General features: G+C 38.4%; 24 protein-coding genes and 5 pseudogenes. 17 read left to right on the top strand and 12 right to left on the bottom strand.

The window, feature by feature from the left end; translation table 11 throughout:
• Positions 1-412: 412 nt before the first annotated feature.
• Both JCM14932_RS02995 and JCM14932_RS14365 read right to left on the bottom strand, forming a co-directional pair.
• Positions 413-1990, bottom strand: coding sequence for a cation:proton antiporter (locus JCM14932_RS02995; protein WP_025023558.1), 1578 nt, complete (start codon positions 1988-1990; stop codon positions 413-415).
• Positions 1991-2093: 103 nt separating this feature from the next.
• Positions 2094-2650 (bottom strand): annotated as a pseudogene (locus JCM14932_RS14365) (M15 family metallopeptidase).
• Between the two features lie 94 nt (positions 2651-2744).
• Here JCM14932_RS14365 and JCM14932_RS16475 point away from each other — a divergent pair.
• A complete protein-coding gene (locus JCM14932_RS16475) occupies positions 2745-2921 on the top strand; it encodes a hypothetical protein (protein ID WP_155832062.1) in 177 nt (58 codons plus the stop codon).
• A 40-nt stretch (positions 2922-2961) separates the two neighbouring features.
• Here the strand turns inward: JCM14932_RS16475 and JCM14932_RS02980 are convergent, their stop codons facing one another.
• Positions 2962-4134, bottom strand: a complete 1173-nt coding sequence (locus JCM14932_RS02980) for a MalY/PatB family protein (protein WP_025023557.1) — start codon at positions 4132-4134, stop codon at positions 2962-2964.
• A 140-nt stretch (positions 4135-4274) separates the two neighbouring features.
• On the opposite strand from JCM14932_RS02980, the gene JCM14932_RS02975 reads away from it, so the two are divergent.
• On the top strand, positions 4275-5672 hold the full coding sequence (locus JCM14932_RS02975) for an amino acid permease (RefSeq protein ID WP_025023556.1): 1398 nt from the start codon (positions 4275-4277) through the stop codon (positions 5670-5672).
• A 36-nt stretch (positions 5673-5708) separates the two neighbouring features.
• On the opposite strand, the gene JCM14932_RS02970 is transcribed toward JCM14932_RS02975, so the two are convergent.
• Positions 5709-6257, bottom strand: coding sequence for a GNAT family N-acetyltransferase (locus JCM14932_RS02970; protein ID WP_025023555.1), 549 nt, complete (start codon positions 6255-6257; stop codon positions 5709-5711).
• 246 nt (positions 6258-6503) lie between these two features.
• On the opposite strand from JCM14932_RS02970, the gene JCM14932_RS02965 reads away from it, so the two are divergent.
• The 3 genes from JCM14932_RS02965 to JCM14932_RS14360 all read left to right on the top strand — a co-directional run bounded on the left by JCM14932_RS02965 (position 6504) and on the right by JCM14932_RS14360 (position 7674).
• Positions 6504-6896 carry a MarR family winged helix-turn-helix transcriptional regulator gene (locus tag JCM14932_RS02965; protein WP_162149784.1) on the top strand — a complete coding sequence of 131 codons (393 nt, stop codon included), beginning with the start codon at positions 6504-6506 and terminating at the stop codon, positions 6894-6896.
• Positions 6897-6961: 65 nt separating this feature from the next.
• Positions 6962-7159, top strand: a complete 198-nt coding sequence (locus tag JCM14932_RS02960; RefSeq protein WP_025023553.1) for a hypothetical protein — start codon at positions 6962-6964, stop codon at positions 7157-7159.
• 122 nt (positions 7160-7281) lie between these two features.
• Positions 7282-7674 carry a GtrA family protein gene (locus JCM14932_RS14360; protein WP_235700509.1) on the top strand — a complete coding sequence of 131 codons (393 nt, stop codon included), beginning with the start codon at positions 7282-7284 and terminating at the stop codon, positions 7672-7674.
• A 175-nt stretch (positions 7675-7849) separates the two neighbouring features.
• On the opposite strand, the pseudogene guaB reads toward JCM14932_RS14360, so the two are convergent.
• Positions 7850-9327: pseudogene (guaB, locus tag JCM14932_RS14355) on the bottom strand (IMP dehydrogenase).
• Positions 9328-9479: 152 nt separating this feature from the next.
• On the bottom strand, positions 9480-9833 hold the full coding sequence (locus JCM14932_RS02945; RefSeq protein WP_025023552.1) for a hypothetical protein: 354 nt from the start codon (positions 9831-9833) through the stop codon (positions 9480-9482).
• A 149-nt stretch (positions 9834-9982) separates the two neighbouring features.
• On the opposite strand from JCM14932_RS02945, the gene JCM14932_RS02940 reads away from it, so the two are divergent.
• The 8 genes from JCM14932_RS02940 (at position 9983) to JCM14932_RS02905 (ending at position 12737) form a co-directional block, all read left to right on the top strand.
• The gene (locus JCM14932_RS02940; RefSeq protein WP_025023551.1) at positions 9983-10318 is read left to right on the top strand and encodes a DMT family transporter; all 336 of its coding nucleotides are present in this window, start codon (positions 9983-9985) and stop codon (positions 10316-10318) included.
• Positions 10318-10632, top strand: coding sequence for a DMT family transporter (locus tag JCM14932_RS02935; protein ID WP_025023550.1), 315 nt, complete (start codon positions 10318-10320; stop codon positions 10630-10632). Before JCM14932_RS02940 ends, JCM14932_RS02935 begins: the two co-directional genes overlap by 1 nt.
• Before the next feature lie 108 nt (positions 10633-10740).
• A complete protein-coding gene (locus tag JCM14932_RS02930; protein ID WP_025023549.1) occupies positions 10741-11220 on the top strand; it encodes a DUF2975 domain-containing protein in 480 nt (159 codons plus the stop codon).
• Positions 11221-11232: 12 nt separating this feature from the next.
• Positions 11233-11388: a hypothetical protein gene (locus JCM14932_RS16470; protein ID WP_155832061.1), complete on the top strand. Its 156-nt coding sequence runs from the start codon at positions 11233-11235 to the stop codon at positions 11386-11388.
• Between the two features lie 54 nt (positions 11389-11442).
• Complete coding sequence (locus tag JCM14932_RS02920; protein ID WP_025023548.1) at positions 11443-11682, top strand: hypothetical protein; 240 nt, start codon at positions 11443-11445, stop codon at positions 11680-11682.
• A complete protein-coding gene (locus JCM14932_RS02915) occupies positions 11679-12155 on the top strand; it encodes a DUF2975 domain-containing protein (RefSeq protein WP_025023547.1) in 477 nt (158 codons plus the stop codon). Before JCM14932_RS02920 ends, JCM14932_RS02915 begins: the two co-directional genes overlap by 4 nt.
• Complete coding sequence (locus tag JCM14932_RS02910; RefSeq protein ID WP_034542475.1) at positions 12152-12358, top strand: helix-turn-helix domain-containing protein; 207 nt, start codon at positions 12152-12154, stop codon at positions 12356-12358. Before JCM14932_RS02915 ends, JCM14932_RS02910 begins: the two co-directional genes overlap by 4 nt.
• Before the next feature lie 64 nt (positions 12359-12422).
• Positions 12423-12737, top strand: a complete 315-nt coding sequence (locus JCM14932_RS02905; RefSeq protein ID WP_025023545.1) for a nucleoside triphosphate pyrophosphohydrolase — start codon at positions 12423-12425, stop codon at positions 12735-12737.
• A gap of 87 nt (positions 12738-12824) precedes the next feature.
• Here the strand turns inward: JCM14932_RS02905 and JCM14932_RS02900 are convergent, their stop codons facing one another.
• The 3 genes and pseudogenes from JCM14932_RS02900 to JCM14932_RS17720 form a co-directional block, all read right to left on the bottom strand.
• Entirely contained in the window at positions 12825-14624 is a 1800-nt protein-coding gene (locus JCM14932_RS02900) for an oleate hydratase (protein WP_025023544.1), read from the bottom strand.
• A 123-nt stretch (positions 14625-14747) separates the two neighbouring features.
• Positions 14748-15032 (bottom strand): annotated as a pseudogene (locus JCM14932_RS17725) (TetR-like C-terminal domain-containing protein); the annotation flags it as partial.
• Between the two features lie 123 nt (positions 15033-15155).
• Positions 15156-15302, bottom strand: a pseudogene (locus JCM14932_RS17720) (TetR family transcriptional regulator); the annotation flags it as partial.
• A gap of 145 nt (positions 15303-15447) precedes the next feature.
• Here JCM14932_RS17720 and JCM14932_RS02890 point away from each other — a divergent pair.
• The 3 genes from JCM14932_RS02890 (at position 15448) to JCM14932_RS15840 (ending at position 18500) form a co-directional block, all read left to right on the top strand.
• Positions 15448-15819, top strand: a complete 372-nt coding sequence (locus JCM14932_RS02890; protein WP_025023542.1) for a DUF1304 domain-containing protein — start codon at positions 15448-15450, stop codon at positions 15817-15819.
• A gap of 21 nt (positions 15820-15840) precedes the next feature.
• The gene (locus tag JCM14932_RS02885; protein WP_025023541.1) at positions 15841-17448 is read left to right on the top strand and encodes a putative polysaccharide biosynthesis protein; all 1608 of its coding nucleotides are present in this window, start codon (positions 15841-15843) and stop codon (positions 17446-17448) included.
• A gap of 533 nt (positions 17449-17981) precedes the next feature.
• On the top strand, positions 17982-18500 hold the full coding sequence (locus JCM14932_RS15840) for a helix-turn-helix domain-containing protein (RefSeq protein ID WP_025023540.1): 519 nt from the start codon (positions 17982-17984) through the stop codon (positions 18498-18500).
• 30 nt (positions 18501-18530) lie between these two features.
• On the opposite strand, the gene JCM14932_RS02875 is transcribed toward JCM14932_RS15840, so the two are convergent.
• The 3 genes and pseudogenes from JCM14932_RS02875 to JCM14932_RS14345 all read right to left on the bottom strand — a co-directional run bounded on the left by JCM14932_RS02875 (position 18531) and on the right by JCM14932_RS14345 (position 22332).
• Complete coding sequence (locus JCM14932_RS02875) at positions 18531-19961, bottom strand: glycoside hydrolase family 32 protein (RefSeq protein WP_034542472.1); 1431 nt, start codon at positions 19959-19961, stop codon at positions 18531-18533.
• A gap of 13 nt (positions 19962-19974) precedes the next feature.
• On the bottom strand, positions 19975-21198 hold the full coding sequence (locus JCM14932_RS02870; protein WP_025023538.1) for an MFS transporter: 1224 nt from the start codon (positions 21196-21198) through the stop codon (positions 19975-19977).
• 158 nt (positions 21199-21356) lie between these two features.
• A pseudogene (locus JCM14932_RS14345) lies at positions 21357-22332 on the bottom strand (LacI family DNA-binding transcriptional regulator).
• Positions 22333-22493: 161 nt separating this feature from the next.
• Between JCM14932_RS14345 and scrK the strand changes: the two are divergent.
• Positions 22494-23366 carry a fructokinase ScrK gene (scrK, locus tag JCM14932_RS02860; protein ID WP_025023537.1) on the top strand — a complete coding sequence of 291 codons (873 nt, stop codon included), beginning with the start codon at positions 22494-22496 and terminating at the stop codon, positions 23364-23366.
• Positions 23367-23440: the final 74 nt, after the last annotated feature.

Raw genomic sequence — 23440 nt, 5'->3', positions numbered from 1 at the left:
GCGATGCTATTTTGAGAATAGCATCGCTTTTTTTGTGTATTGCCGCTTCATGCCGCTTCCGGGGACGAAATATTTTATCTGCCGTGGGACCGGTTCGAGCCAAGGTCTCTCACCTCGACTTTAAGCTTTGCTTCGCAAATCTTAAAGCTCGTCCTGTGGCTTCGCCACATTCACGGCTGATAAATATTTCGTTCCCTCCAGCTAATTTTGTGTAAAAATCATACTTCGAAAGTCGGAGGGGAAAAATGAAAATTCAGCTGTGCAGGTTCTGTAGGACGGCGTAGCCGGACGTACAGAACAGGACGAGTTTTGAAATCTGCGGTCTATGCTGAGTTCAAAATCGAGACTTCAGACCGCACCCTGGCTGAAGTCGGTCCCACAGCAGAATTTTCGTTTTTCACCGGAGACCCCCCTACTCGTAATAATCCAAAACCAACGACTCAGATATCAGCAACTCACTATAAACATCATAAATATATTGTGCCTCATCCAAAGCAACACCATCTAGCAACTCATATAAAAATTCCCGTTCCTTCTCAAATGCGTTCATTAGAATTTGTCTTTCTTCAACTGCTTGAAACCCAGTAAAAACATAGCGTGTACTGTTAACCCCGCGCCACTGGTTGAGAAACTCCCTAACCGTTGTCCGACGTGTCTGATCCAACAGATCAAACGTGACACTTTCCTTGACTGCTGGCGAGATTTCCAGATCATGAACGTAATTGATACCTACACCAACCATTTTTTCACGAACTCTTCTGGACTTTGCCCGAATATCATCTTCATTAAGAATCGGATTCAAAATGAATTTGAACAATACTGTTGGTACCAGCATACTCAAAATAATGACAACCGACTCTGTCAACAGTATCAAATCAAAATTAGTTCCCTTGATACCCATTCCTGCAAGTGAAAATGCCAACGCTAATGTAACGGCGCCATGAACTCCGCCGAGTGCGAATGTTACTGCCTCCATCCGTGAATCTTTCGACAAAAATCTAGCATATAAATATCTGATTGTTGTCGATACAAGATAGATAATGATTCCGATCCAGAGCCATTCTAAAGTGGAAGTCATTTCTTGACGTTGATCCGTAACGATTCTCGCAATTGAGATACCCAGTACCACGAAGACATAGCTGTTCAAGGCACCACCAACGAAGCTGACTGTTTGATTAAAAAAGCTCAAATAACGAGGAATGGAAAATCTGCTTCGACTCATTTCACCATTAAAAATCAAACCAGCACTGACGACCGCAATGATTCCCGACAGCTCGATACGTTCTGCCATCAGATAAATAAGTATCGGTGTAGCAAAATAAATTATCAAATGAGATGACGTTTCATTCCAACGACTACGAATGATCATCTGGCGGATAATCATCGTTATGAACGCTATTCCAACACCAAAAATCACTCCACCAATTGCCGAAATCAGAAAGTCGGAAAAGTTCTTGGTATATGACAATTCACCAGTTTTAAACCATAAAACTGCTGCCTGTAACAAGATAATTCCTGAAGCATCATTAAATAGCGACTCCATTTTCAAAACCACTTCAGTACGCTTGGGAACAGCTCTGCCTTCCCGAACAGAATCCAGTGCTGTCGCATCAGTTGGAGTGCTGATAGCTATCATGATCAACGCCAAAGGCAATCCAACATTAAAAATCCGATTCACAACGAATAATCCCACAATTGCCGAGATTAAGGCTAGGACGATCGCCGTACCTAGTATTTCTTTGAACTTACGTTGAACCAAGAAGCTTCTCGTCTGTTGTCCTTCAAAGAACAACAATGGCGCAATGATAAAGGCCATGAAAAACTCAGAATCGAAACCAATGACTAGTTTATTTATGAGAGGAATGCATGCAAAAACAATACCCATAAGTAAATTAATATACGTTCTAGGTATTACTCTGACAAATTTGGCAGCCAGATTACTAATGGCTACCAGCACCAAAATGACCACTGCTGAAATATACAATCCCATTTTATTTCCCCCTCAAAAAGAAAAATACAGGCCCTTCTAAAAGAAGCCTGTATACAAGTTACATTGAGATTATAGTAATCTCAAAATTATGTCAATTATTTAGTTATTTATAGTCATTAGGATCCGCAGTGGCTGGTCCATAGTCATCCATCTCGCATCGCGATAGTCCCACCATTCATTCTCGTAACCGACGAATCCAGCTTTATTCATCGCCACATCAAGAATTTGATAGTTCTTCTCAGCCTCTGGTGAACACTCTGCATTACGATGCGCCTTAGCGGTGAAATCATCAAAAGCCGTTGGCATCTCTAATTCATTTCCACTCATATCACAAAGAGTCAGGTCAAATGTAACACCCTTTTGGTGTGAAAAATTAGGATTAGGCTTAGCGACAAACTCGGGATCAGGATAAACTTCAAATAATCTTTCTTGGGCTTTGACTGGACGATAAGCATCCCAAACTTTAATTCGGTAACCTTGATTTCGCAGAGCCAAACTCGCTTTAGCTAACTTCTCAGCTGTTCCCGTTCTGGCAATGGCGGTAGCGAAGTCATAAATTTTTTGATTAGTAAAATTATTAGTAGTGGCGTAGCGCAGGTCAACAATAATGCTGGGATCCAGCACTTGTATGTTGGTAAATCCAGTTTTTAGTTGTGGCATGTGACACCTCCATTAAGTATTAATATCATTATATAGGATATTGTTTTTATTAGCTCTTAATGTCTGTTACTCTATCCATATAATGGAGGCAACTATGGAAAAAACAATTAAGAATCTTCTGATTTCACTTATGGTAATGGTAGTTTTATTATTAGGAAATATCTTTTTGAACGGACCTGTTGAATTGTCGGCCTTCCTATCATTAATTGGTGGTTTTTTGATTGCGGCAATTTGTTACGGCAGAACACTTGTTGATCGAACAAAAAAATAAAGGCTAACGACTTATTTGAAGTCGTTAGCCTTTTAAAATATTATTTTTTACTATCTAAGTAAGCATGAACTCCTCGTTCAAGACGTTGTAAACCATCTTCAACACGTGACTTATTAGTAGCCAAGTTCATACGCAAGAATTGATTACCGTTTCCACGATACTTAGTACCTTCCGCCAAGTACAATCCTGTTTCTTGACGAATAAAGTTGTTTAATTCTTCAGAATCTTCAGTGATGTTAGTACAATCGATCCAAGCTAAGTATGTGGCATCACTCTTGATAACACTTAGTTCGGGAATATTCTTAGCAACGTAGTCCGTCAATAATTGGTGATTGTCACTGACATATTGTCTCAAATCTGACAACCATTTGTGACCTTTAGTATATGCCGCAATAGTTCCATCCACTGCTAGGATTCCTGGTTCACTTTGATCATCAATTGAGATAGCACGTTCAACTCGAGCAAGGAGATTAGCGTCCGGTGCAATAACTGTTGAAGCATGTAATTGTGCCAGGTTAAAGGTCTTCGTTGGCGATACCAATGAAATACTGTTCTCAGCGACTTCAGGAGCTAATGATGAGAATGGTACGTAACTGTGACCAGGCATCGAGATATCACCATGAATCTCATCGGAAATAATCATGACATCGTGTTTCTTAGCCATTTCACCGATCTTAGTCAGAGTCTCCTTACTCCAAATATGTCCAGTTGGATTGTGAGGATTACATACTAGCATGACAGTCGTCTGTGGATCTGCCAATTTAGCATCCAAGTCTTCCCAATCAACTTGGTAAGTTCCGTCCTCATAAATCAACTCATTATTTGTAACGTTACGACCGTTATGCTCAATCACACCGTAGAATGTGTTGTAATTAGGTTCTTGCAACAGAACATTATCACCAACATCTGTCATATGACGCAAGATTGCGGAGATAGTAGGAATTACCCCGGTACTGAAGAGCATCCAGTCAGTCTTAGGTTTAAAGTCATGTTCCTTTTCAAACCAATCAGCCACAGCTTCATAGTACTTATCAGGAATAGTTTGGTATCCAAAGATTCCTCCGTCGATGGACTTGTGCATTGCGTCCAAAATTTCTGGAGCTGTCTGGAAATCCATGTCAGCGACCCACATTGGCAGCTCGTTTTCTTTAACATCCCACTTCACAGAAGCAGTATTACGACGATCATTAATTTTGTCAAAATCAAATGACATAATTTCACCCCTCAATGTTTTTGTAGTTATTAATTAAAATATTAACACTTTAATATCAAAAAAGTTGGTTTGAAAACTTCCAATCAGTGTGTCATTTATATTATACTAATACGATTAGAATCACATTATAGGAGAATTATATGCCGTCGCTTTTTAGAAAAAAAGATGTTGTCAGTGACTTACAAAATAAAGATGTTATCTTAACCAGAACCCTAGTTGCCAAAGACTTAGTGATCATGGGGGTCGGCGTTATCGTCGGATCTGGTATCTTCATCACACCAGGAATCATCGCAGCCAACTACGCTGGACCGGGCGTTATTTTCACCTATCTATTTGCGGCATTAGTCTGTATCGGAGCGGCGTTTTGTTACTCGGAATTTGCTTCTACCATTCCCTTAGCCGGTAGTGCTTATACGTATTCATATTCCGTCTACGGTGAAATCGTTGCGTGGATCGTTGGCTGGTCCTTAGTCTCTGAATATCTATTTGCGGCAGCTTCAACCGCCGTCAGCTGGTCAGCTTATTTTCGTAATTTGCTGGCAGGATTTGGTATAACCCTGCCTAAGGCACTGCAGTCTGCTGCTCACACAAACGGCAACGCTCAAGGTCGCTTCGACATTATTGCTTTCATTATCGTTTTGCTTGCGACAGTTTTGTTACTCCAAGGTTTAACGGAATCCGTCCGCATCAATGCCATTATGGTTTATGTCAAAATTTTCGTAATTTTATTATTTGTAGTCGTCGCAGCCTTCTTCGTCAAACCGGAAAACTACAACCCCTTCTTACCATTTGGTTGGAGTGGAATTGGTAAAGGTGCCTCAGTCGCCTTCTATGCCTTCTTAGGATTCGACGTTGTTTCTACAGCCAGTGAAGAGGTCAAAAATCCTAAGCGTAATATGCCTATCGGTATTATTGTTTCCTTGTTAGTTGTTGCAATTCTCTATAGTTTGGTTTCGTTCGTTTTGGTCGGAGCTGTAAACTACAAAAACCTGAACGTCGCTGATCCAGTCGCCCATGCTCTGAATGTCCTCAATCAAAACTGGGCCTCAGGAATCATTTCACTAGGTGCTGTTATGGGAATGACGACTGTTCTATTAGTAATCATGTACGGTGGAACTCGTTTGATCTATTCGTTCAGTCGTGACGGACTACTACCTAAGAGTTTCAAGTCAGTTAACAAAAAGAGCATCCCGGCAAACAGTACGCTCTTAGTTGGTTTAGCTGCTGCGATTGCGGCCGCTGTTTTGCCGATCGACAAGATCACTGAACTAGTTAATATCGGAACGCTGTTGGCCTTCGCCTCAACTTCGATCGGAGTTATCTTCCTGAGACACGGTAAAAACACTCGTGAATTGAAGCCCGCATTCAAGGTGCCTCTATATCCCATTTTCCCATTGATTTCGTTCTTTGCTTGTATCTACCTGATGACCCAGTTACAACCGTTCACGTGGCACATGTATGGCATCTGGACCGGAATTGGACTAGTCATCTACTTTGGTTATGGTTATTGGCATAGTTTGGTCAAAAAGCATAAATAGTTTTCCAACAAAAAAAAGAGACCTGACGGTCTCTTTTTAGTTTGCCATTGGAAGTGAAACTGGTAAGTTCAACTTCTCATAGCCGATGTTATAAACTTGTTCAGGATTGCTGCTGTTCAATACCTTTACGTAGCCTGTTTCTTGGAAACCTGACTTCTTGATGACATGTTGCATGCCAAAGTTCTCCTTGTGTGTATCAACTCTGATTCCCTTGATTGTTGGGTTAAGAGCCAATTCATCAAGCACTGCATTGAATAGTTTAGTAGACAATCCTTGTCCACGGTGGTTAGCAGATACTGCTACACGATGAAGGGCAATATATTCTCCCTCTTCAGTCAACCATTCACCATCAAGTGTTTGGTAACTCATATCTGGACCAGGAATAGCAGATACAGTGCCTAGGATCTCATCGCCTTCGGCAAGAACAAAGTTGTACCCGTTCTTAATATCGTGGACTAAGACATCCATATTCGGATACTGTCCTCTCCATTGATTGATATTCTGGGCCGCCAGGTGGGCCTTCCCATCCAAGATTATTTGTTCAATTTGTGGTAGATCTCTCATTTCCGCATGACGTAACAACATTGTTCTCACTTCTTTACTTTTTATTTATCTCCGTTTTTAATACTTAGATATCTAAGATTTAAAATATCGACAAGTAAAGTTATAATACCAAAGTAACTGACTGTCAAGCATTTAATGATTAAATATCTAACTATCAGGAATTTAAATTATTAAAGGTTATAATGACGGGCTTTATGCTATACTTTAATTAATTATGTAACATCGGAGGAAATTATGGACGAGTGTGCCCAGGAAACGAATTATTTAATGCATTCTATACTTTTTAATCAGCAAAGACTTTTCAATGAGAAGTCTAACAAATACGATTTGACGGTTCAGCAAGCTAGAACTTTGGAATTGATCGAGAAAACTCCAGGAATGATTCAACGACAAATCGCTGAATTCCTAAGTATCCGCGATGCCAGTGTTTCCAGCATGTTGAAGAACTTAGAACGTGATGGCTATGTTATCAGACGACGTGACCGTCATAGTGACCGTAATAAGCGTATTTTCCTAACTGACAAGGGTATGGCGATCATTAAAGAACTGGGACATCTCTTTGCAGAAGTAGAAAATCAAGTTATTGCGCCATTGTCCAAAGATGAGACTATAATATTGTTGAAACTATTAAGAAAAATGGACGCTGAAATCAGCGAATAGGAGTTTATGTTATAGCCCAAAAAAGTGCCTCTTCAAAACTAAAATCTATTTTCAATACAACATTTATGTTGGGATTCATCTTATTATTTATTAAATTGACCTTGTTAGTAGTCAATCATTTCTTCAGATTGGACTTGTTGGCTTTCACCGGTGTTGCGAACTTCGTAAGTACCGTTGTTCCCATCGCATTAATGGTTATCGGTGCAATCGGTTGGGAAATGAATACTGACAATTACGAAAGACTCAAAAATTATCACGATTAAAAATATAATTTAGAGGTAAGAGTGGATAAATTTGTCCACTCTTATTTTTTTAATTTTGTTCTAAATCTTATAAAAGAGTTAGTATAAAGGTATAGATTTTAAACGTGGGAGAAATTAGTATCATGAATAAGAAAACAGATTTTGATGAAGAGGGTCCACTGACAAAAGTTATCGATGATATTTCAGAGGGTATCAACGATGCTGGGACTGTTTTTAACTCTGAAGAAACACCGACTATTCCTGAAAGTACTGGTAAAGAAGCGGTTCGTTATTTAGTTTGGGGACTACTTTCAGTTGTTGTAAATTTTGGAACATTCTTTCTTTTATATCACGCAATGCATCTTAATTATCAATTTGCTAATATCGTTGCTTGGTTCTTAGGAGTTCAAGTTGGTTTTTGGGTTGATCGAGTTATTGTTTTCCATCACAAATCAAACACTGCCTTTAGAGAAATGCTAGCCTTTTATGGAACAAGAATTCTAACTTTCTTGATTGAAACAGCCACGCTATGGTAGGTATTTCTCTTCTCAGTGCTAATGGTACCGGCTCAAAGGTCGTTGGTCAGATTCTAGCAATTGTTGGTAACTATGTCCTATCGAAATTCTTTATCTTCAAAAACAAACATTAATCTTAGATACACAAAAAATGGTGTCTCAACTTTAAAAAGCTGAGACACCATTTTTATTATGATTAACGTACTGAATAATTAGGAGCTTCTTTTGTAATAGTAACATCATGTGGATGTGATTCTTTCAATCCAGCATTTGGGATCTGAACAAATTGAGCATCTTGTAATTCTGTTAAGTTGTGTGCCCCAACGTAACCCATTCCTGAGCGTAGTCCACCTAACATTTGATACAAGACATCTCCAACAGCACCTTTGGCAGCAACACGGCCTTCGATACCTTCTGGAACTAACTTGTTAGCCTCGTTAACACCACTTTGGAAGTAACGATCTGATGAGCCATGTGACATAGCAGCCAAACTACCCATTCCACGATAAGTCTTAAAACGACGTCCTTGATAAATTTCAAAGTCGCCAGGTGCTTCATCAGTACCAGCTAACATTGAACCGAGCATAACGGCGTTACCACCACCAGCTAGAGCTTTGACCATATCACCTGAATACTTGATACCACCATCAGCGATGATCGTCTTACCATATTCATGAGCAACGCTAGCAGCATCATAGACAGCTGTAAGTTGTGGTACACCAACACCGGCAACGATTCTTGTTGTACAGATAGAACCAGGTCCGATACCAACTTTAACAACATCAACACCAGCATCATATAAGGCACGTGTTCCTTCAGCAGTAGCAACATTACCAGCGATCAAAGTAGCATCTGGGGACTTGTCACGGATCTCAGTGATCTTACGAAGTACACCAGCTGAATGACCGTGAGCTGTATCAATAATAATTGCATCAGCACCAGCATTCAACAAAGCAGCAGCACGATCGAATGTATCACTTGTAACACCAACTGCCGCAGCTACTAGCAAACGACCATATTGATCCTTAGCAGCATTAGGGAATTCTTGTAATTTTTCAATATCTTTAATTGTTACCAAACCACCTAAGCGACCATCTTTGTCGATAAGTGGTAATTTTTCGATCTTGTGATCTTGCAAGATCTTTTCGGCATCTTCTAGTGAAGTACCAACTGGAGCTGTGATCAAGTTTTCGTGAGTCATAACAGTATCAATTTTTACTGAGTAATCATTGATAAAGCGAAGGTCACGATTCGTAATAATTCCTACGAGTTTTAATTCTTCGGTATTAGAAACAATTGGCACACCGCTGATACGGTAAGTGTGCATCAAATCTTCCGCGGCACTTACTGGAGCGTCTACAGTTAAGTAGATTGGGTCAATAATAACTCCGTTTTCTGAACGTTTTACTTTTAGAACTTCATCTGCTTGTTGTTCAATAGACATATTCTTGTGAATAACACCTAAACCACCTTGGCGAGCATAGCGATTGCCATTGGTGCTTCTGTAACTGTATCCATACTTGCACTTAAGATTGGTGTGTTCAATTTGATGTTCTTTGCTAATTGAACAGATAGATCAACCTCGTTTGGTAGAACGTGACTTTCTGCAGGTATCAATAAAACGTCATCAAAAGTGAATCCTTTTTTATCAAATTTTGTTTCCCATGCCGACATGAATGAGCCTCCTGTATTTTGTTTTCCCTATCATATTATATAGGTAAAATTTATAAACATGGTAGCTGATTTTCACAAGTTAGTCAATGGAACCGGGTTATATCTACAAGTTAATATTTAAAAATAAAAAAGCTTATCGTTATAACGATAAGCTAATCCATTTTTACAGCTACTACATCGTAATTCCAAACACTACGCTTCTTAAGATAAAATTTAAAAGCTCTTTTTCCCAAACAGAGATGATACTTTAGAACTCCATTTTCACGTTCAATCTGTTCATTGATCCGATACAAATTGTGATGATGATTTTCAAGCAAGTACTGTTCAGTTTCCGTATCCATAGAAACTTTGGCTATCTCATGATGATTGATTAGTAATAAATGGCATGCCAAAATCATCCTTCTCCGTAACAGGTCATTGATAATTAATGCTAAAATGATCCCGACAAGTACTAGTAAGAAGAATCCACCGTATATGCTAAATAATTCAACGTTTACCCTGTTCATCCTCATCAACTACTTTGTATTAGTTTATTTAAAAATATCGTATCATGTTACCATTTTTTTTATCAATTTTTACGCTCAAATTGTGATTGACTATTGGTATATATCCAGTAAATTAGTTATTATCACAAAATTATTTCGAGGTGACAATTATGTCCAGAAGTTGGTTTGAAATTTTCATCGGCGCCTTACTAGAGGTCGTCTGGGTCTCAGCGATGAAACACGAGCACTCACTCATATCAGCAGTGGTCGTGGTCGCAATTTTGATTTTTAGTTTTTATTTGATGATCGATGCCAGTAAGAACATCCCTGCTGGGACGACTTACGCTGTCTATGTTGGGTTAGGATCACTCTTCGTCGTTCTAGCGGGGGTTTTGGTCTATCATGAGCCATTCAGCTTGCCTAAACTGTTCTTCGTCTTACTACTAACTATCGGCGTGATTGGCCTCAAGGTCGTCACTGATATCGAAGAAAGACAGGCACACTAATGGATTGGATATTCTTATTACTCGCTGGCTGCGGTGAAATGTCTGGTGTTACCGCACTGGGATTCTATTCAAACACCAAAAAGAAATTAGCCCTAGTGGCAATGATCATTTCATTTGTTTTTAGTTTTTCATTTTTATATTTGTCGTTGCAAACCATCCCCATGTCGATCGGTTACTCGATCTGGACTGGGATCGGCGCTGCTGGAGGATCATTGATGAACATGTGGCTCTTCAATGAGTCCAAGAGTTTCAAGCGATTCTTCTTTATTTTTCTGATAATTATTTCAGTTATCGGCTTAAAATTCGTTAATTAAGTCATCTTGCAAAAGATGGCTTTTTTTATTGATATTTAATAAGTTTTTATTGTTTATCGATAAAAGAATGCTATAATCAAATTACAAATTATTATGAGGTGTTTCAAAATGAAAAAGGAAACTATCTTTTTAAGAATAACAATTTACGTCATGGCCTTAGTTATGGCAGCCTTTTGTATCATTGTTATTCCACACTACTTAATCGGCTCTAACAATCTAATGCCTGACTTACCGATTTTCACGATCTTATTAGGTCTGGGATTATATCTAAGTGCCGTTCTCTTCTTCAGTATTCTCTGGCAAGCGCTAAAATTACTTAGCCTGATCGATCACGAAAAGGCATTTTCTAACGTATCAGTCCAAGCTCTGAAACACATTAAGATTTTTGCCTACTCGATCTGTGCAATTTATATTTTAGAATTGCCTATCTTCTTCACTTTTGCTGACAGAGATGATGCTCCCGGTGTTATTCTCGTCTGTGCTGTATTTGCTGGAGCTCCATTGGTCATTGCTATTTTTGCCAGCGTCCTTGAGAAGCTACTTCAAAACGCCATCAAGATCAAATCTGAGAATGACCTAACCATTTAAGGAGGCCTAAAAATGAAAATCCTAACTATTTTCCTACGATTTACTCTCTGTATCATGTTATTTTTGGTAACAGTTATTGGATGGGATTCATTTCCTGCACTAATTGGATTCCTTAACGAAAGTCACGTTTCAAATCTTATTCTCGTTCCCTTCGCAGTGCTGCTATAAGCCTCAGCCGCCTTCACGTACTGTATCATCTTCTTTGCTTGGAGATTACTATACTTGACTGACCATCACAGATTAATCACTAGATCAGGAATATTCGCCGTCAGAATCATCAAGATATCGTTCTACAGTATCGCCGTTATTTATATTCTCGCTATCTTTGGATTAATAGCTGAAGCCAGAATACTTAAGGCCCCCGCACCACTGGTAGTTGAACTATTCTTAATTATTTTGGGCCTGACCATTGGTGTCTTCGCTAATACATTAGAAAAAATCATGAAGGGAGTAAGCGAATGAAATTATTAACTAATTATCTTAGGGCATTCCTATTACTGCTGTCCTTCTTACTAGTATTGATTTTTATTTACTTATTCCCAGATTTTCTGACCGTCGGCAGCTACGCACACATCAGTATCTTCATGAGAATTTACTTTGGAACTGGTCTCTACTTATCGGGGATTCTTTCTGCCATAATAATTATTTATTCATGGAAACTACTGCACTTGGCTGATAAGCAAAATATCTTCTCTCACAAAGGTGTACAAATACTGAGAATGATCAAATGGTTATTTTATAGCATCGCGCTAACCTACATAATTATCAGCCCCGCCTTTGCCGCAATGGATTCTAACGAATGCTCTCCTATCGGGATTTTATTAGAAGCCTTTTTGATTATGTTGGGATTAATGTTAGGAGCGTTCGTCAACGTCCTTCAATTAGTTGTACAACGCGTTATAAATTCTAAAAAAGAAACCGAGTTATCAATATGATAGTAATTAATTTAGACGTTATGTTAGCCAAAAGAAAAATGAGTTTGACTGAACTGTCACAGGAAGTCGGCGTTACAATTGCCAACTTGTCTATCCTCAAAAATGGCAAAGCTAAAGCCATTAGATTCTCCACTCTAGAAGCAATTTGTCAGGCACTAGATTGCCAACCAGGTGACATCCTAGAGTATAAATCAGAGCTCTAGACCAATAAATATGGTAAAATTCCCTTACAGACTATTTGTGTAATTCGTTTTAGGGGGAATATATATGAAAAAATTAGTCCGCGACAAAGTACCAGACATTGCCGGTGACAAAGCCGAGTTCGATGTCCTATCAAATGATGACTATCGAACGTCGCTCCGCGACAAATTAGTAGAGGAAGCCAAAGAAGTTAAGATATCTGATACTCGTGCTAACCTTGTTGAAGAGTTGGGGGACTTGGAAGAAGTCATGCGCGCAATATTAGACGATGCCTCGATTACGTATGAAGAGATGGACAGTATCCGTCAGTCCAAAGTCATGCAACGTGGCAAATTCGAAGAGAAATACGTAATGACATTTGAAGACAATAAAGAAGACTAAAAGAGACCGCAGATTATGGGACTGCGGCCTCTTTTTATTGGAGATATAACGTTTATTTATTATATGGGAGTAATTATTTGTTCGGTATTATTTTGAGTGCGGTGCCTTAGGGTGCAAGACAGATACCTTGGTAGGAATCGTCTTATCGCGCCCTAAGTACATTTGATAATATGGCGGTACATTGTTCACTAAGTGCAATAATTGTTGCGTTACTTCAGGAATTGACTCAGGCGTAATTGGAGGCAAATCATCGGCTGTAACCTTGCCCTTGATACCTCTGAATCTCTTAACACGTTCCAATAAGTAACGAATGTCATAACGTGAAGGGTTAACTTCAAGAACATCTTTTTCAACGTTCAATAATTCATAAACAGCTTCTAGTCCGGTACGAACTGAAGTTTCAACTGTGAAGACAACATCATCGTCGATTTCAACAAATTGTCCTAACAGTCCAAGGTTAGTACATCCATCAGGAACGACCTTAGGACGATCACCGAGTTTTCTAGGCATGAATTGACTTGTACAGTAAGGCATCATTGCCGTCGACATATAAGTATGTGCTAATACTTCATCCTTAATGTCTAGCATACCTAAGTGATACAAGAGTTCTGTCATGATTTCATCACCGGTACAGTCCCACATACGCTTCTTGATGTAGTTACCGACGTTTTCACCATACAATCCATAGCCCCAGCCAACTTCTTCGTCATCAGCTTGATATGGGAAAAATGGCTTGTGATGAATTTCGAATGACATATCCCAGTTAGAATCTCTGAATGTCATCAAACCGCCGGTACCCGCCTTACTACCAGATAATTCTTCGATACGTTTGAAGAACTCTGGATATCCTTTAACAGTTGGGAAGAATGAGATCCACTTCGTCTTATCGATCTGACCCAAGAATTTCTCAGGGTGACCGAACTTAGCATCTTTGCCAGCCAAGTTCTTCCAGATTGTGAATGTTCCCATGTCTTTTGTATCAGTATTAGTAATAGCAACCGTCTTGTTGTCACCGAAGGTACTATTTTCACTGATTGAACCGGTCGTTACGAAGACCAAGTCTTGCATAGCAACAGGAACTTCGGTCTTTTCACCATCTTGACGTGCTAAGATTCCTTGAACCGTATCGTTCTTGTCATCTAGTGCTAAGTCATAGACGGCGAAGTTATTTACAAAGTTAACACCTTTGTCGATCAAGAATCTCTCGATAGGAAGAATAATTGCGTCATATTCGTTATATTTTGTATGAATGAATCCTTCGAGATATTCGTGACGACTGATAAATGTGAATCTTTGCCAATAACGGCGACATTCAATAACACTGTGATAATCCTTGAAAGCTAACTGACTGTGGAAACATACCCAGAAGTTAGTCTTGAAGAATCCTTTATCAAAGAAATCGTCCAAACTCTTGTCAGCTAGTTCTTCCTCGGAAGAAGCAACGATTTTGCTCATTGCTGCGGCGTATTGAGGTTCCAACTTGTATTCGTGATAGTGTCCATCGATCTTACCTTGATCGACAATTACACGAGCTTCCGTATGGATAGGTTCGTCACGATTGAAGTCAACAACATCATCAAGTACTGTTCTACCTTCATTTTCCAATGAAGGAATCTTGCTACACAGATACCAGAGACATTCCATGTAAGGCTCCAATTCACGTTCAGCACGACAGAGGTAACCCTGATTACTCTTAGTTCCATCCATTGAGCCACCCATGACTGGCTTCTTTTCATAAATCGTAATATTCTTAGCCGGCATTTTGGCATCGTCGATCAAAAATACTGCAGTTGCTAGTCCAGCAATTCCTCCACCAACGATGTTAGCCTTGCGGTCATCGATACCAGCGGGTTTGTGAGGATGATACATTGTTTTATAAATGTTCATAATTACTGCCTTCTTTCGTTTTTCATCTGCCTCTAAAGCTAAGATAAGCCCGATGCGTCAACGAAACAATTTACAAAAAAATAGAAGTGTGAATTATTTTTACACTTCCATCATTTTGTAAACCTATTTTGCATACTTATTTAGTGCTTTTTTGAAGTCTCCTTGGACTAGGACACCTGTCTGTTCCACGATATCCTTGGGATCATCTTTCATTCCATCTTTGACCCATTCAAATATCAACGAGATAAAAGCTAGACTGTAAAAATGAGCGATGAAATCCTTATGCTTCTGGTCAACTGACATACCGATTGCCTGACGTTCAACAACCACAATGATATAACTATAAATAATCCGGTAAATATACTTTTCTAACAAGTCACGATAGATTGACTGATAGGTATTCATAACTAGATCCTGATTATTCTTGATCTCAATCATGACATTATAAAAACCGCGTTGCCAGTTCTCATAATCAGAGACGTTCGACAACACCCTATCGGCCACTTCACTAGCCGTCCATTCGACTAGTTCATAAATATCCGAAAAATAATTATAGAAAGTCTGTCTGGTTAAATCACACTCGCTGACAATATCCTTAATAGTGATTTTATCAACTGGTTTTTTTGCCAAAATAGTCACGAGTGAATCAGATAGGATTTTCTTGGTATTATTTTGCATCAGGACCATCCCTTCAATTTATTGCTTCATCTAATTATATAATTTTTTTCATGCTACCGCTCACTATTATGGCAATTCAGTAACAAGTTGTTTACAGGTCTAAAACGGTTTATTATATTAGACATACCCTAAGGAGGGAACATTTATGGAGATTTTAACTTTGTTTCTAGTCGCACTAGTTGCCCTAGAACACATTGGAATTGCTGTCTTAGAAATATTTGCGGCACCAGAGAAACAAGCGGCCGCCTTCGATATGTCATTAGATTTCGTTAAACAAAAAAATGCTCAAACTGCTCTATCAAATCAAGGAATTTATAACGGAATGTTAGGATTACTTATTCTAGCTATGATTCTGTTCTTCACCGGTCCGGTTCTAAAAACTATCATGATCCTTTTGATGATCTATATCATCGTTGTTGCTGTTTATGGTGCTTTCACAGCTACTAAAAAAATCCTCTATCTACAAGGATTACCCGCACTAATTGCACTGATATTTGTACTTGTGTTCTATAAATAGTAACAGTTAGGAAATTTATTCATGAAAAAAGATTCACTACTAAAGAGTTCTCTTTGGATCTCGATCTCAGGTATTTTCTCGAGGATCCTCGCGGTCATCTACATCATTCCCTGGAATATTTGGATTGGTCCAGTCGCATTAGGTGCTGCCAATGCGTTATACGGAAAAGTTTATAACATCTACAACTTATTCTTGATCATCGCTACAGCCGGTATTCCATCAGCTATCTCTAAGGAAGTTGCTGCACACAACGCCTTAGGCCGTTATGATCAGAGTGAAAAGCTACTCAAAAAGTATACTTTTTATATGACATTGGTCGGTATAGTATTAGCTGGATTCATGTTCTTTGGTGCCAAGTATGTTGCTATTATATTTGCGGCGGGAGACATGCGTGTTGTTACACCGATCAAGTACTTGAGTGTTGCTATCTTGATCATCCCTGCGCTAGGTATCATGCGTGGATATATTCAAGGTTATGCTTTCATCTCATTCTCCGCCTTTTCACAAGTTATTGAACAAATTGCTCGTGTTGCCTATATGCTATATGCCACATATACAATTATGGTCATGCAAAAAGGTAGCTACATGAGTGCTGTTAACCAATCAACTTTTGCCTCATTCATTGGTGCGACACTCGCCTATATCTTCTTGATTTGGATGCGATTCAGAGTTCGCAAGTCAATCCCTGCTGAAGATATCAAAACCTCAGCTGAAGTTCCCGACAGTGAACTAACAAAAGTTAACTTCGGATCCATGTTGAAGTCAGCTATTCCGTTCCTATTAGTTGATACCATCATGACGGTTCTGCAATTATTCGATCAAACTAGCTTTGTGTTAATTTATCAAAACGTACTTCATGCTAGTCAACACACTATTGATAATCTCTACTCAATGTTTGGGTTCCAAGCTAACAAGCTGATCATGGTCTTAGTATCATTGGCTATTTCAGTATCAGCTTCGATCATCCCTGCATTGTCAGCCTTGATTAGTCGCAAGGCAAAATTTGAAGATATTCAAAAATTACTACGTAACATGGTACAATTTACCGTCTTCATCATCTTACCGGCAACCTTTGGTATGATCGGCATTGGACGTCATCTATGGACCGCCTTCTATATTCCAAGTACCTTGGGTACTGAGATCTTGGCAGTCTCATGTATTGAGGCATTCTTCTATTGTGTCTTCATGATTTTGGAAAATGTTCTTCAAGTTGATAAGAAAACTAAAACGTCAATGATTTTCTTAGCTCTTGCCTATTTGATTAAGGTAGTATTGCAATACCCACTAACAATTTATATGGGTGCCTTCGGTCCAGTTGTCGCCACTACTGTTGCTTTCATGATCATGGGACACTTCGCCTTTAGAATCATCAACAAGCAATACAAACTGGTCGATAAATTATTAGCAATTCGCGTACTAAAGATTGTGATCGACTCAGCCATTATGTTAGTCGTTGTTTACGGTGCTGACATCTTATTATCTAAGTTCATCAATGGTCAAACTAAGATTGGTGCGGCAATTATTCTTTCGATTTGTGCTGTGATTGGAATGATTATTTATGGTGTTCTTGCTTATAAAGACGGTTCAATGAAGATATTAAAAGAAATTCGTGGTACTGATATTTATTAGGATAAGCCGTTAGGCTTATTTTTTTTATAGTTTTTTCCGCTTCCGGTTACGATATTTATCTGCCATGGGAACGGTTCGAGCCAAGGTCTCTCACCTCGACTTTAAGCTTTGCTTCGCAAATCTTAAAGCTCGTCCTGTAGCTTCGCTACATTCACGCTGATAAATATTCGTACCCTCCAGCTAGGTTTGCCTAGCACTATTTTAATTATTAATAGCATATAGACTCTACTAAAGAATAAAAAAATCATATAGCCGGAGGTCAAAAATAACAAATCAGCCGTGATAGTGCTGTTGGGCGGCGATCTTCCGTACTTACAGTACAGGATGAGTTTTGAAATCTGCGGTTTATGCAGAGTTCAAAATCGAGACTTCAGACCGCTATTTGGCTGAAGTTGGTCCCACGGAAGATTTGTCACTTCTTGACTGGAGGTGAGTCAAGATTTCATCGTTATAACGCCAATATAGAATCAGCTTTCTATCGCTAAAACAACCACGATAGTGTAATTTACGAGTAGACAAAGGTGGGGATCAAAATGGAAATCAGTGAGATTTTAAAAAACAAACGTACTGAACTCAATATGACACAGGATGATTTGGCAAAGTCACTCTACGTATCAAAACGTTCTATTACTAACTGGGAAACTGGTCGAACCACTCCTGATATTGATAGCCTAATCAGATTATCTAAACTTTACGACATTTCATTAGACGATTTGTTACTGAACAATTCTAAAGCTGTTAAAAGCATCAAAAATCAAGCCAAATTAAATTCTATGAACACGTATTTGGCCTTCACTTTCATCACCTTTTTAGCATTTATCTTCATACTAGCAACTACTGGGCTATATGGTGACCTAGCTAAACCAGTACTTGCTGTTGCTTATATCGGTGGATTTGCCAATACTGCAGCAATGGTATACTTCCTAGATCAGATTAATAAATTAGAAAATAAGTCTGAAAAACAACTACTATTAAGTGCGCTGAAATGGACTCTGTTAGGATTCACCATCGTAATTGTAAGTATCATCATTATCGTTATGACCACATATTGATACTAAAAAAGCAGCCTAATTGGCTGCTTTTTAGTATTCAATTGCATTTGTATCTAATTGATAAATATCATAACTTGCTGATACTTCACCGTTAGATAGCAAGTTGAATCTCAATGTATCTTCACTATAGATACGTTCGGTAAATGTGGCTTCTCCATCATTGATGAAGATTTCAACTGAACTAGTATCTACTAATATATGAAGTTTTAATGTATCAGTGGCTGATATAACAACTTCTCTAACCCCGTCCTTGCCAGGACGCATAACTGAAACATGATTATTATTTTTACTATATTGTAATCTCAACATTTCTTGATCATTAGAATCAGTCAATGAGAATCCTGCTTCTGTCGCATTATCCATATTCAAAGTGATTTCTGCTTCATATTGTTTGCTACTAAAATCAAATGGATAGCTTCCATTAATATTAGATTCTCCATTTAACAATTCACTCGTACGAAGTAACTTCAATTCGTCAACAGGCTTCATATATAACTTATCATTCTTCAACGTTAATTCCCGTGGGAAAATCAAAGCTCCTGACCAACCGTCTTGTTTCTCAGGGAACTCGCTGCCCCACATATCCATCCATCCGAACAATAATCTGCGTCCATCCGGTGCAAGAATAGTCTGTGTAGCATAGAAATCATGCCCACTATCTAATTCTTGGAAATTGTTACGTTCAAACTTGTTATCAGTATAACTAAAGTCGCCTGTCATATAACCTGTTTCATTCTCATTATTATAGTGAATTCCCTCAGCATCAATTCCTTGTGGCGACATCAAAAGTACTTGTTTATCACCTAGTGAAAAGAAATCCGGGCACTCCCACATATAACCTTCTTTTTTCAGATTATTAGATTTAGCAACTGGTCCTAAGTAGTTCCAATCAATTAAATTATCCGAGTCATAACGTAATACTCTGCCTAACCCATCATTAGATTGACTGCCAAGGATCAAGTGCCAGTTACCATTTTCATACCAAACTTTGGGATCTCTGAAGTGTTGCGTATTATCTTCCGGAGCTTGTGAGATTATCGGATTATTCTCATATTTTTTAAAATGAATTCCATCTTCACTAATTGCGAGATTTTGATTTTGCCAGAAATGATCAGGATTATCATCTCCAGGATAATAATGGTGTCCAGTATAGATCAAATACATTTTTCCGTCATGGACAACAGCACTACCTGAGAAGCAGCCACTCTCGTCTTCTTTATCCCCCGGAGTCAAGGCAATAGGTAGAGTCTCCCAGTGTACCAAATCCTTACTACGAGCATGACCCCAATGCATTGGACCCCATTCTGCAGCAAATGGATAATGTTGATAAAAAATGTGATAGTAACCTTTGAAGTAACAGAATCCATTCGGATCATTTATCCAACCAGATTTTGCTGCAACATGATATCCCAATCGATAACGCTCATTAGTAATTTCTATGGGTTTTAAAATTGTTTGCATAATTATCTCCTATTTAAGCGTGATTTACTTGTGCTGTGTCTATTGATTGTTCATTTGATTTTTTAAGAGTAAATACAGCTATCATTGCAAAGACAAATACGAAAATTCCTAAGTATAAGTAAGTTGTCTTGAATCCCATTTGATCATACAAGTGACCAACTAATGATGACAAAACAATTGTTCCGATTTGACCTGAGAACTGATAACCAACTAGATAAAGAATTGAAGATAGTCTTGATTCAAAATTAGCATCAAGATATTTGAAGACTGAAACTAAGAGAATTGGTAATTCAATTGAGTGAATCAACTTCATAATTGAAATCAAAATTGGTCCATTTACTATTCCTGACCCCGTAATACGGAATGCCATCAAGAATCCAGCCAATAACAATGAGTTTCTTGCTCCAAGTTTATTAACAATCTTAGGTGCAAGGAACATCATACCTGCTTCAAGGAAGACCTGGAACGAGTTGAGATAACCAAACATTAAGTTACCTTCCTTGACAGTGTTAAACTGTTCAGCAAAATATCTTGGGAACTGTTGATCATAAACACCATATACACAAGTTACACCTAGAACGAAGATAATAAAGAACCAAAAATCCTTCATTTTAAATAGATTGAAGACATCAGCAACTTTAACTGATTGTGCCTTTTTAACTTCAACTTCTGAAACTTCAACTTTAAGTGACAACATGATAAGAAACATTACGATTGCGGCAACTGAAGCAATCCAGAAGTTATAATTTGGGTTAATATTGAACAATTGACCTGCAAAGAACGTTGCAGCTGCCCAGCCAAGTGATCCCCACATACGGGCACGACCATATTCAAAATCATACTTACGACTGATTTTTTCAACATAAGATTCAATAGCACCACATGAAGCTAAGTAACCAATACCTAAGAACAATCCACCAACAACTGATCCAAGCAAAACATTATATTTAAGTAATGGACCATATACATAGATGAAGAATGGACCAGTAAAAATTAAAATACCACTTAACCAAACTAATAAGTTCTTACGAATGCCTAATTTATCTGAAATAAATCCATAAAGAGGTTGCATGACTAGTGTAAATCCTGCATTAATACCAAAAATTAATCCTGTGGCTGCACCGTTCAGGTGAATCTCTTGGCCTAACCAAATAGCAAATAACGAATAACAAGCAGACCAACTAACGAAGAAGAAGAAAAAGAATGCACTTAGCTTGAAATAAACTTGTTTTCTCATAGTAGCTCTCCTAAATTTATATTATATCAACCGGTTGACATATTGTTATTAAAACGTTTACAAAAATTATTGTAATCGCTCTCATTATTTATGTCAACCGGTTATCATAAATTTGTAAAAAAATAGTTAGAACCTAATTAGTCCTAACTCCTTGCTATCTATACTGATTCTCCTCGCCATACTTTAACCGGAATTATTTGTTCCAAAGGCGTATCGTCACCTTTTATTCTTGAAATTAATGTAGTAACAGCCCTTTCTGCCATCAATTCAACTGGTTGAACAATAGTGGTCAGCTCTGGCAGCAATACTCTAGTTATATTAGACCCATCGTAACCTACAATCTTCAGATCATCGGGAATATTATAGCCTAACTTCGTGGCCGTCTGCCAAACTAAGGCAGCATCCATATCATTCGTTGCGAAGATTCCATCCATTTCTGGGTACTTTGAAAACATAGCTTCAATTGCCTGTCTCTTTTTTTCAAAATCCCAACTGAAGTCAACAATATATGTATGTGGAACAAGATTATACGACGCCATGACATCGGCGTATGCTTCAACACGACGATTGGCTGGAGTCTTAAGGTTAATTGGTCCATGGGTACTAATTATGTGTTTAGCACCACTATTGATCAATAGTTCTGTGGCCAATTTACCACCCATATAATTATCTGAGGCAATCACCGGGATATCCTCATTCATCACACGATCAATGGCAACTACTGGCAAATTACTCGTGTGATATTCAGATATATCTTTATTCTGTGCACCAACGATCAATCCATCAACTTGATTAGAGATCAATTCTTTCAAGTACGTCTCTTCTTTTTCAGGATCATTCATCGAATTACCGATCAAAACTTTGAACCCAGCATCAAACAAACGTTTTTCCAATTCTGCTACCAATTGACCAAAGAATGGATTATCAACAGTCGGAAAAATCAAACCAACCAATTTGGTTTCTTTTTTATAAAGTTGTCTGGCCACGGCATTGTTGGTAATTCAAAGATTCCATTGCATCGTGAACTTTTTTAATTGTTTTTTCACTCAAATATCCACGGTTATTCAACACGCGTGAGACTGTGGTTTTGGAAACTCCCGCAACCCTTGCTACATCATCTATTTTAACTACCATTCAAATCCACCTATATCCTTGATTCTGATAAATCCATTATACAGTAATCCTATGTTTTTTAACTCAATCTAAAATAATTGCAATTGACGACCAGTTTTCATAATGGTATCTTAAATCATCGAAAGCGATTGCAGAAATTTTCAATATGGGAGGAATTTACATTGCTAGTTGGAAGTATTGAAGCAGGTGGAACAAAATTTGTTTGTGCTGTAGGTGACGAAGACTATCGTATCAAGGATAGTGTCCAATTCCCTACAACAACACCGGAGGAAACTTTACAAAAAACAATTGAGTATTTTAAACAATTCGACATCGAGGCTCTCGGTATTGCCTCATTTGGTCCGATTGAATTGCGTAAGAATTCACCAAAATATGGTTACATCACATCAACTCCTAAACCGGGTTGGCAAGATACTGACTTCGTTGGCGCACTCAAGAAAGAAATTAAAGTTCCAATGTTTTGGACAACTGATGTTAACGGATCTGCCTACGGTGAATACGTTATGTCGACCCTTTCTAACGAAAAAATTGGTTCATTAGTTTACTACACTATCGGTACCGGTGTCGGTGCTGGTGCTATTTCTGATGGCAAGTTTGTCGGCGGCATGGGTCATCCTGAAATGGGACATACTTTGCTCAAGCGTCATCCTGACGATTTGGACTTCAAAGGAATTTGTCCATTCCATGGCGATTGTCTAGAAGGATTGGTGGCTGGACCAACCTTTGATGCTCGATTAGGCAAGCCCGGCAAAGATGTTCCTATGACTGATCATACTTGGGATATCATGGCTTACTATGTTGCTCAAGCTGCTATTCAAGCAACTTTAATCTTGCGCCCTGAAAAAATCGTCTTTGGTGGTGGAGTTGTTAGTGAACCATTCCTAGTCAAAGTTCGTGAACAATTCAAGGAATTATTGAACGACTATGTTGTTGTTCCGGAATTGGACAAGTACATCACGATGCCGATTGTCAAAAACAATGGCTCCGCAACACTTGGTGATTTTGCTTTAGCGATTCGTGAATTACAAGAGTAATTTACTGGAAAAGACTCTATGAAAAAGATCTGACTGAGAGTTATTAATAGACATCAATCAAAATAAGATATTTG

It is taken from the genome of Companilactobacillus nodensis DSM 19682 = JCM 14932 = NBRC 107160 (genome assembly GCF_000615905.1).
In the GTDB taxonomy this organism is placed as follows: domain Bacteria; phylum Bacillota; class Bacilli; order Lactobacillales; family Lactobacillaceae; genus Companilactobacillus; species Companilactobacillus nodensis.
The sequence above is the reverse complement of the archived record's forward strand: the minus strand, read 5'-3'. Positions and strand labels throughout refer to the sequence as shown.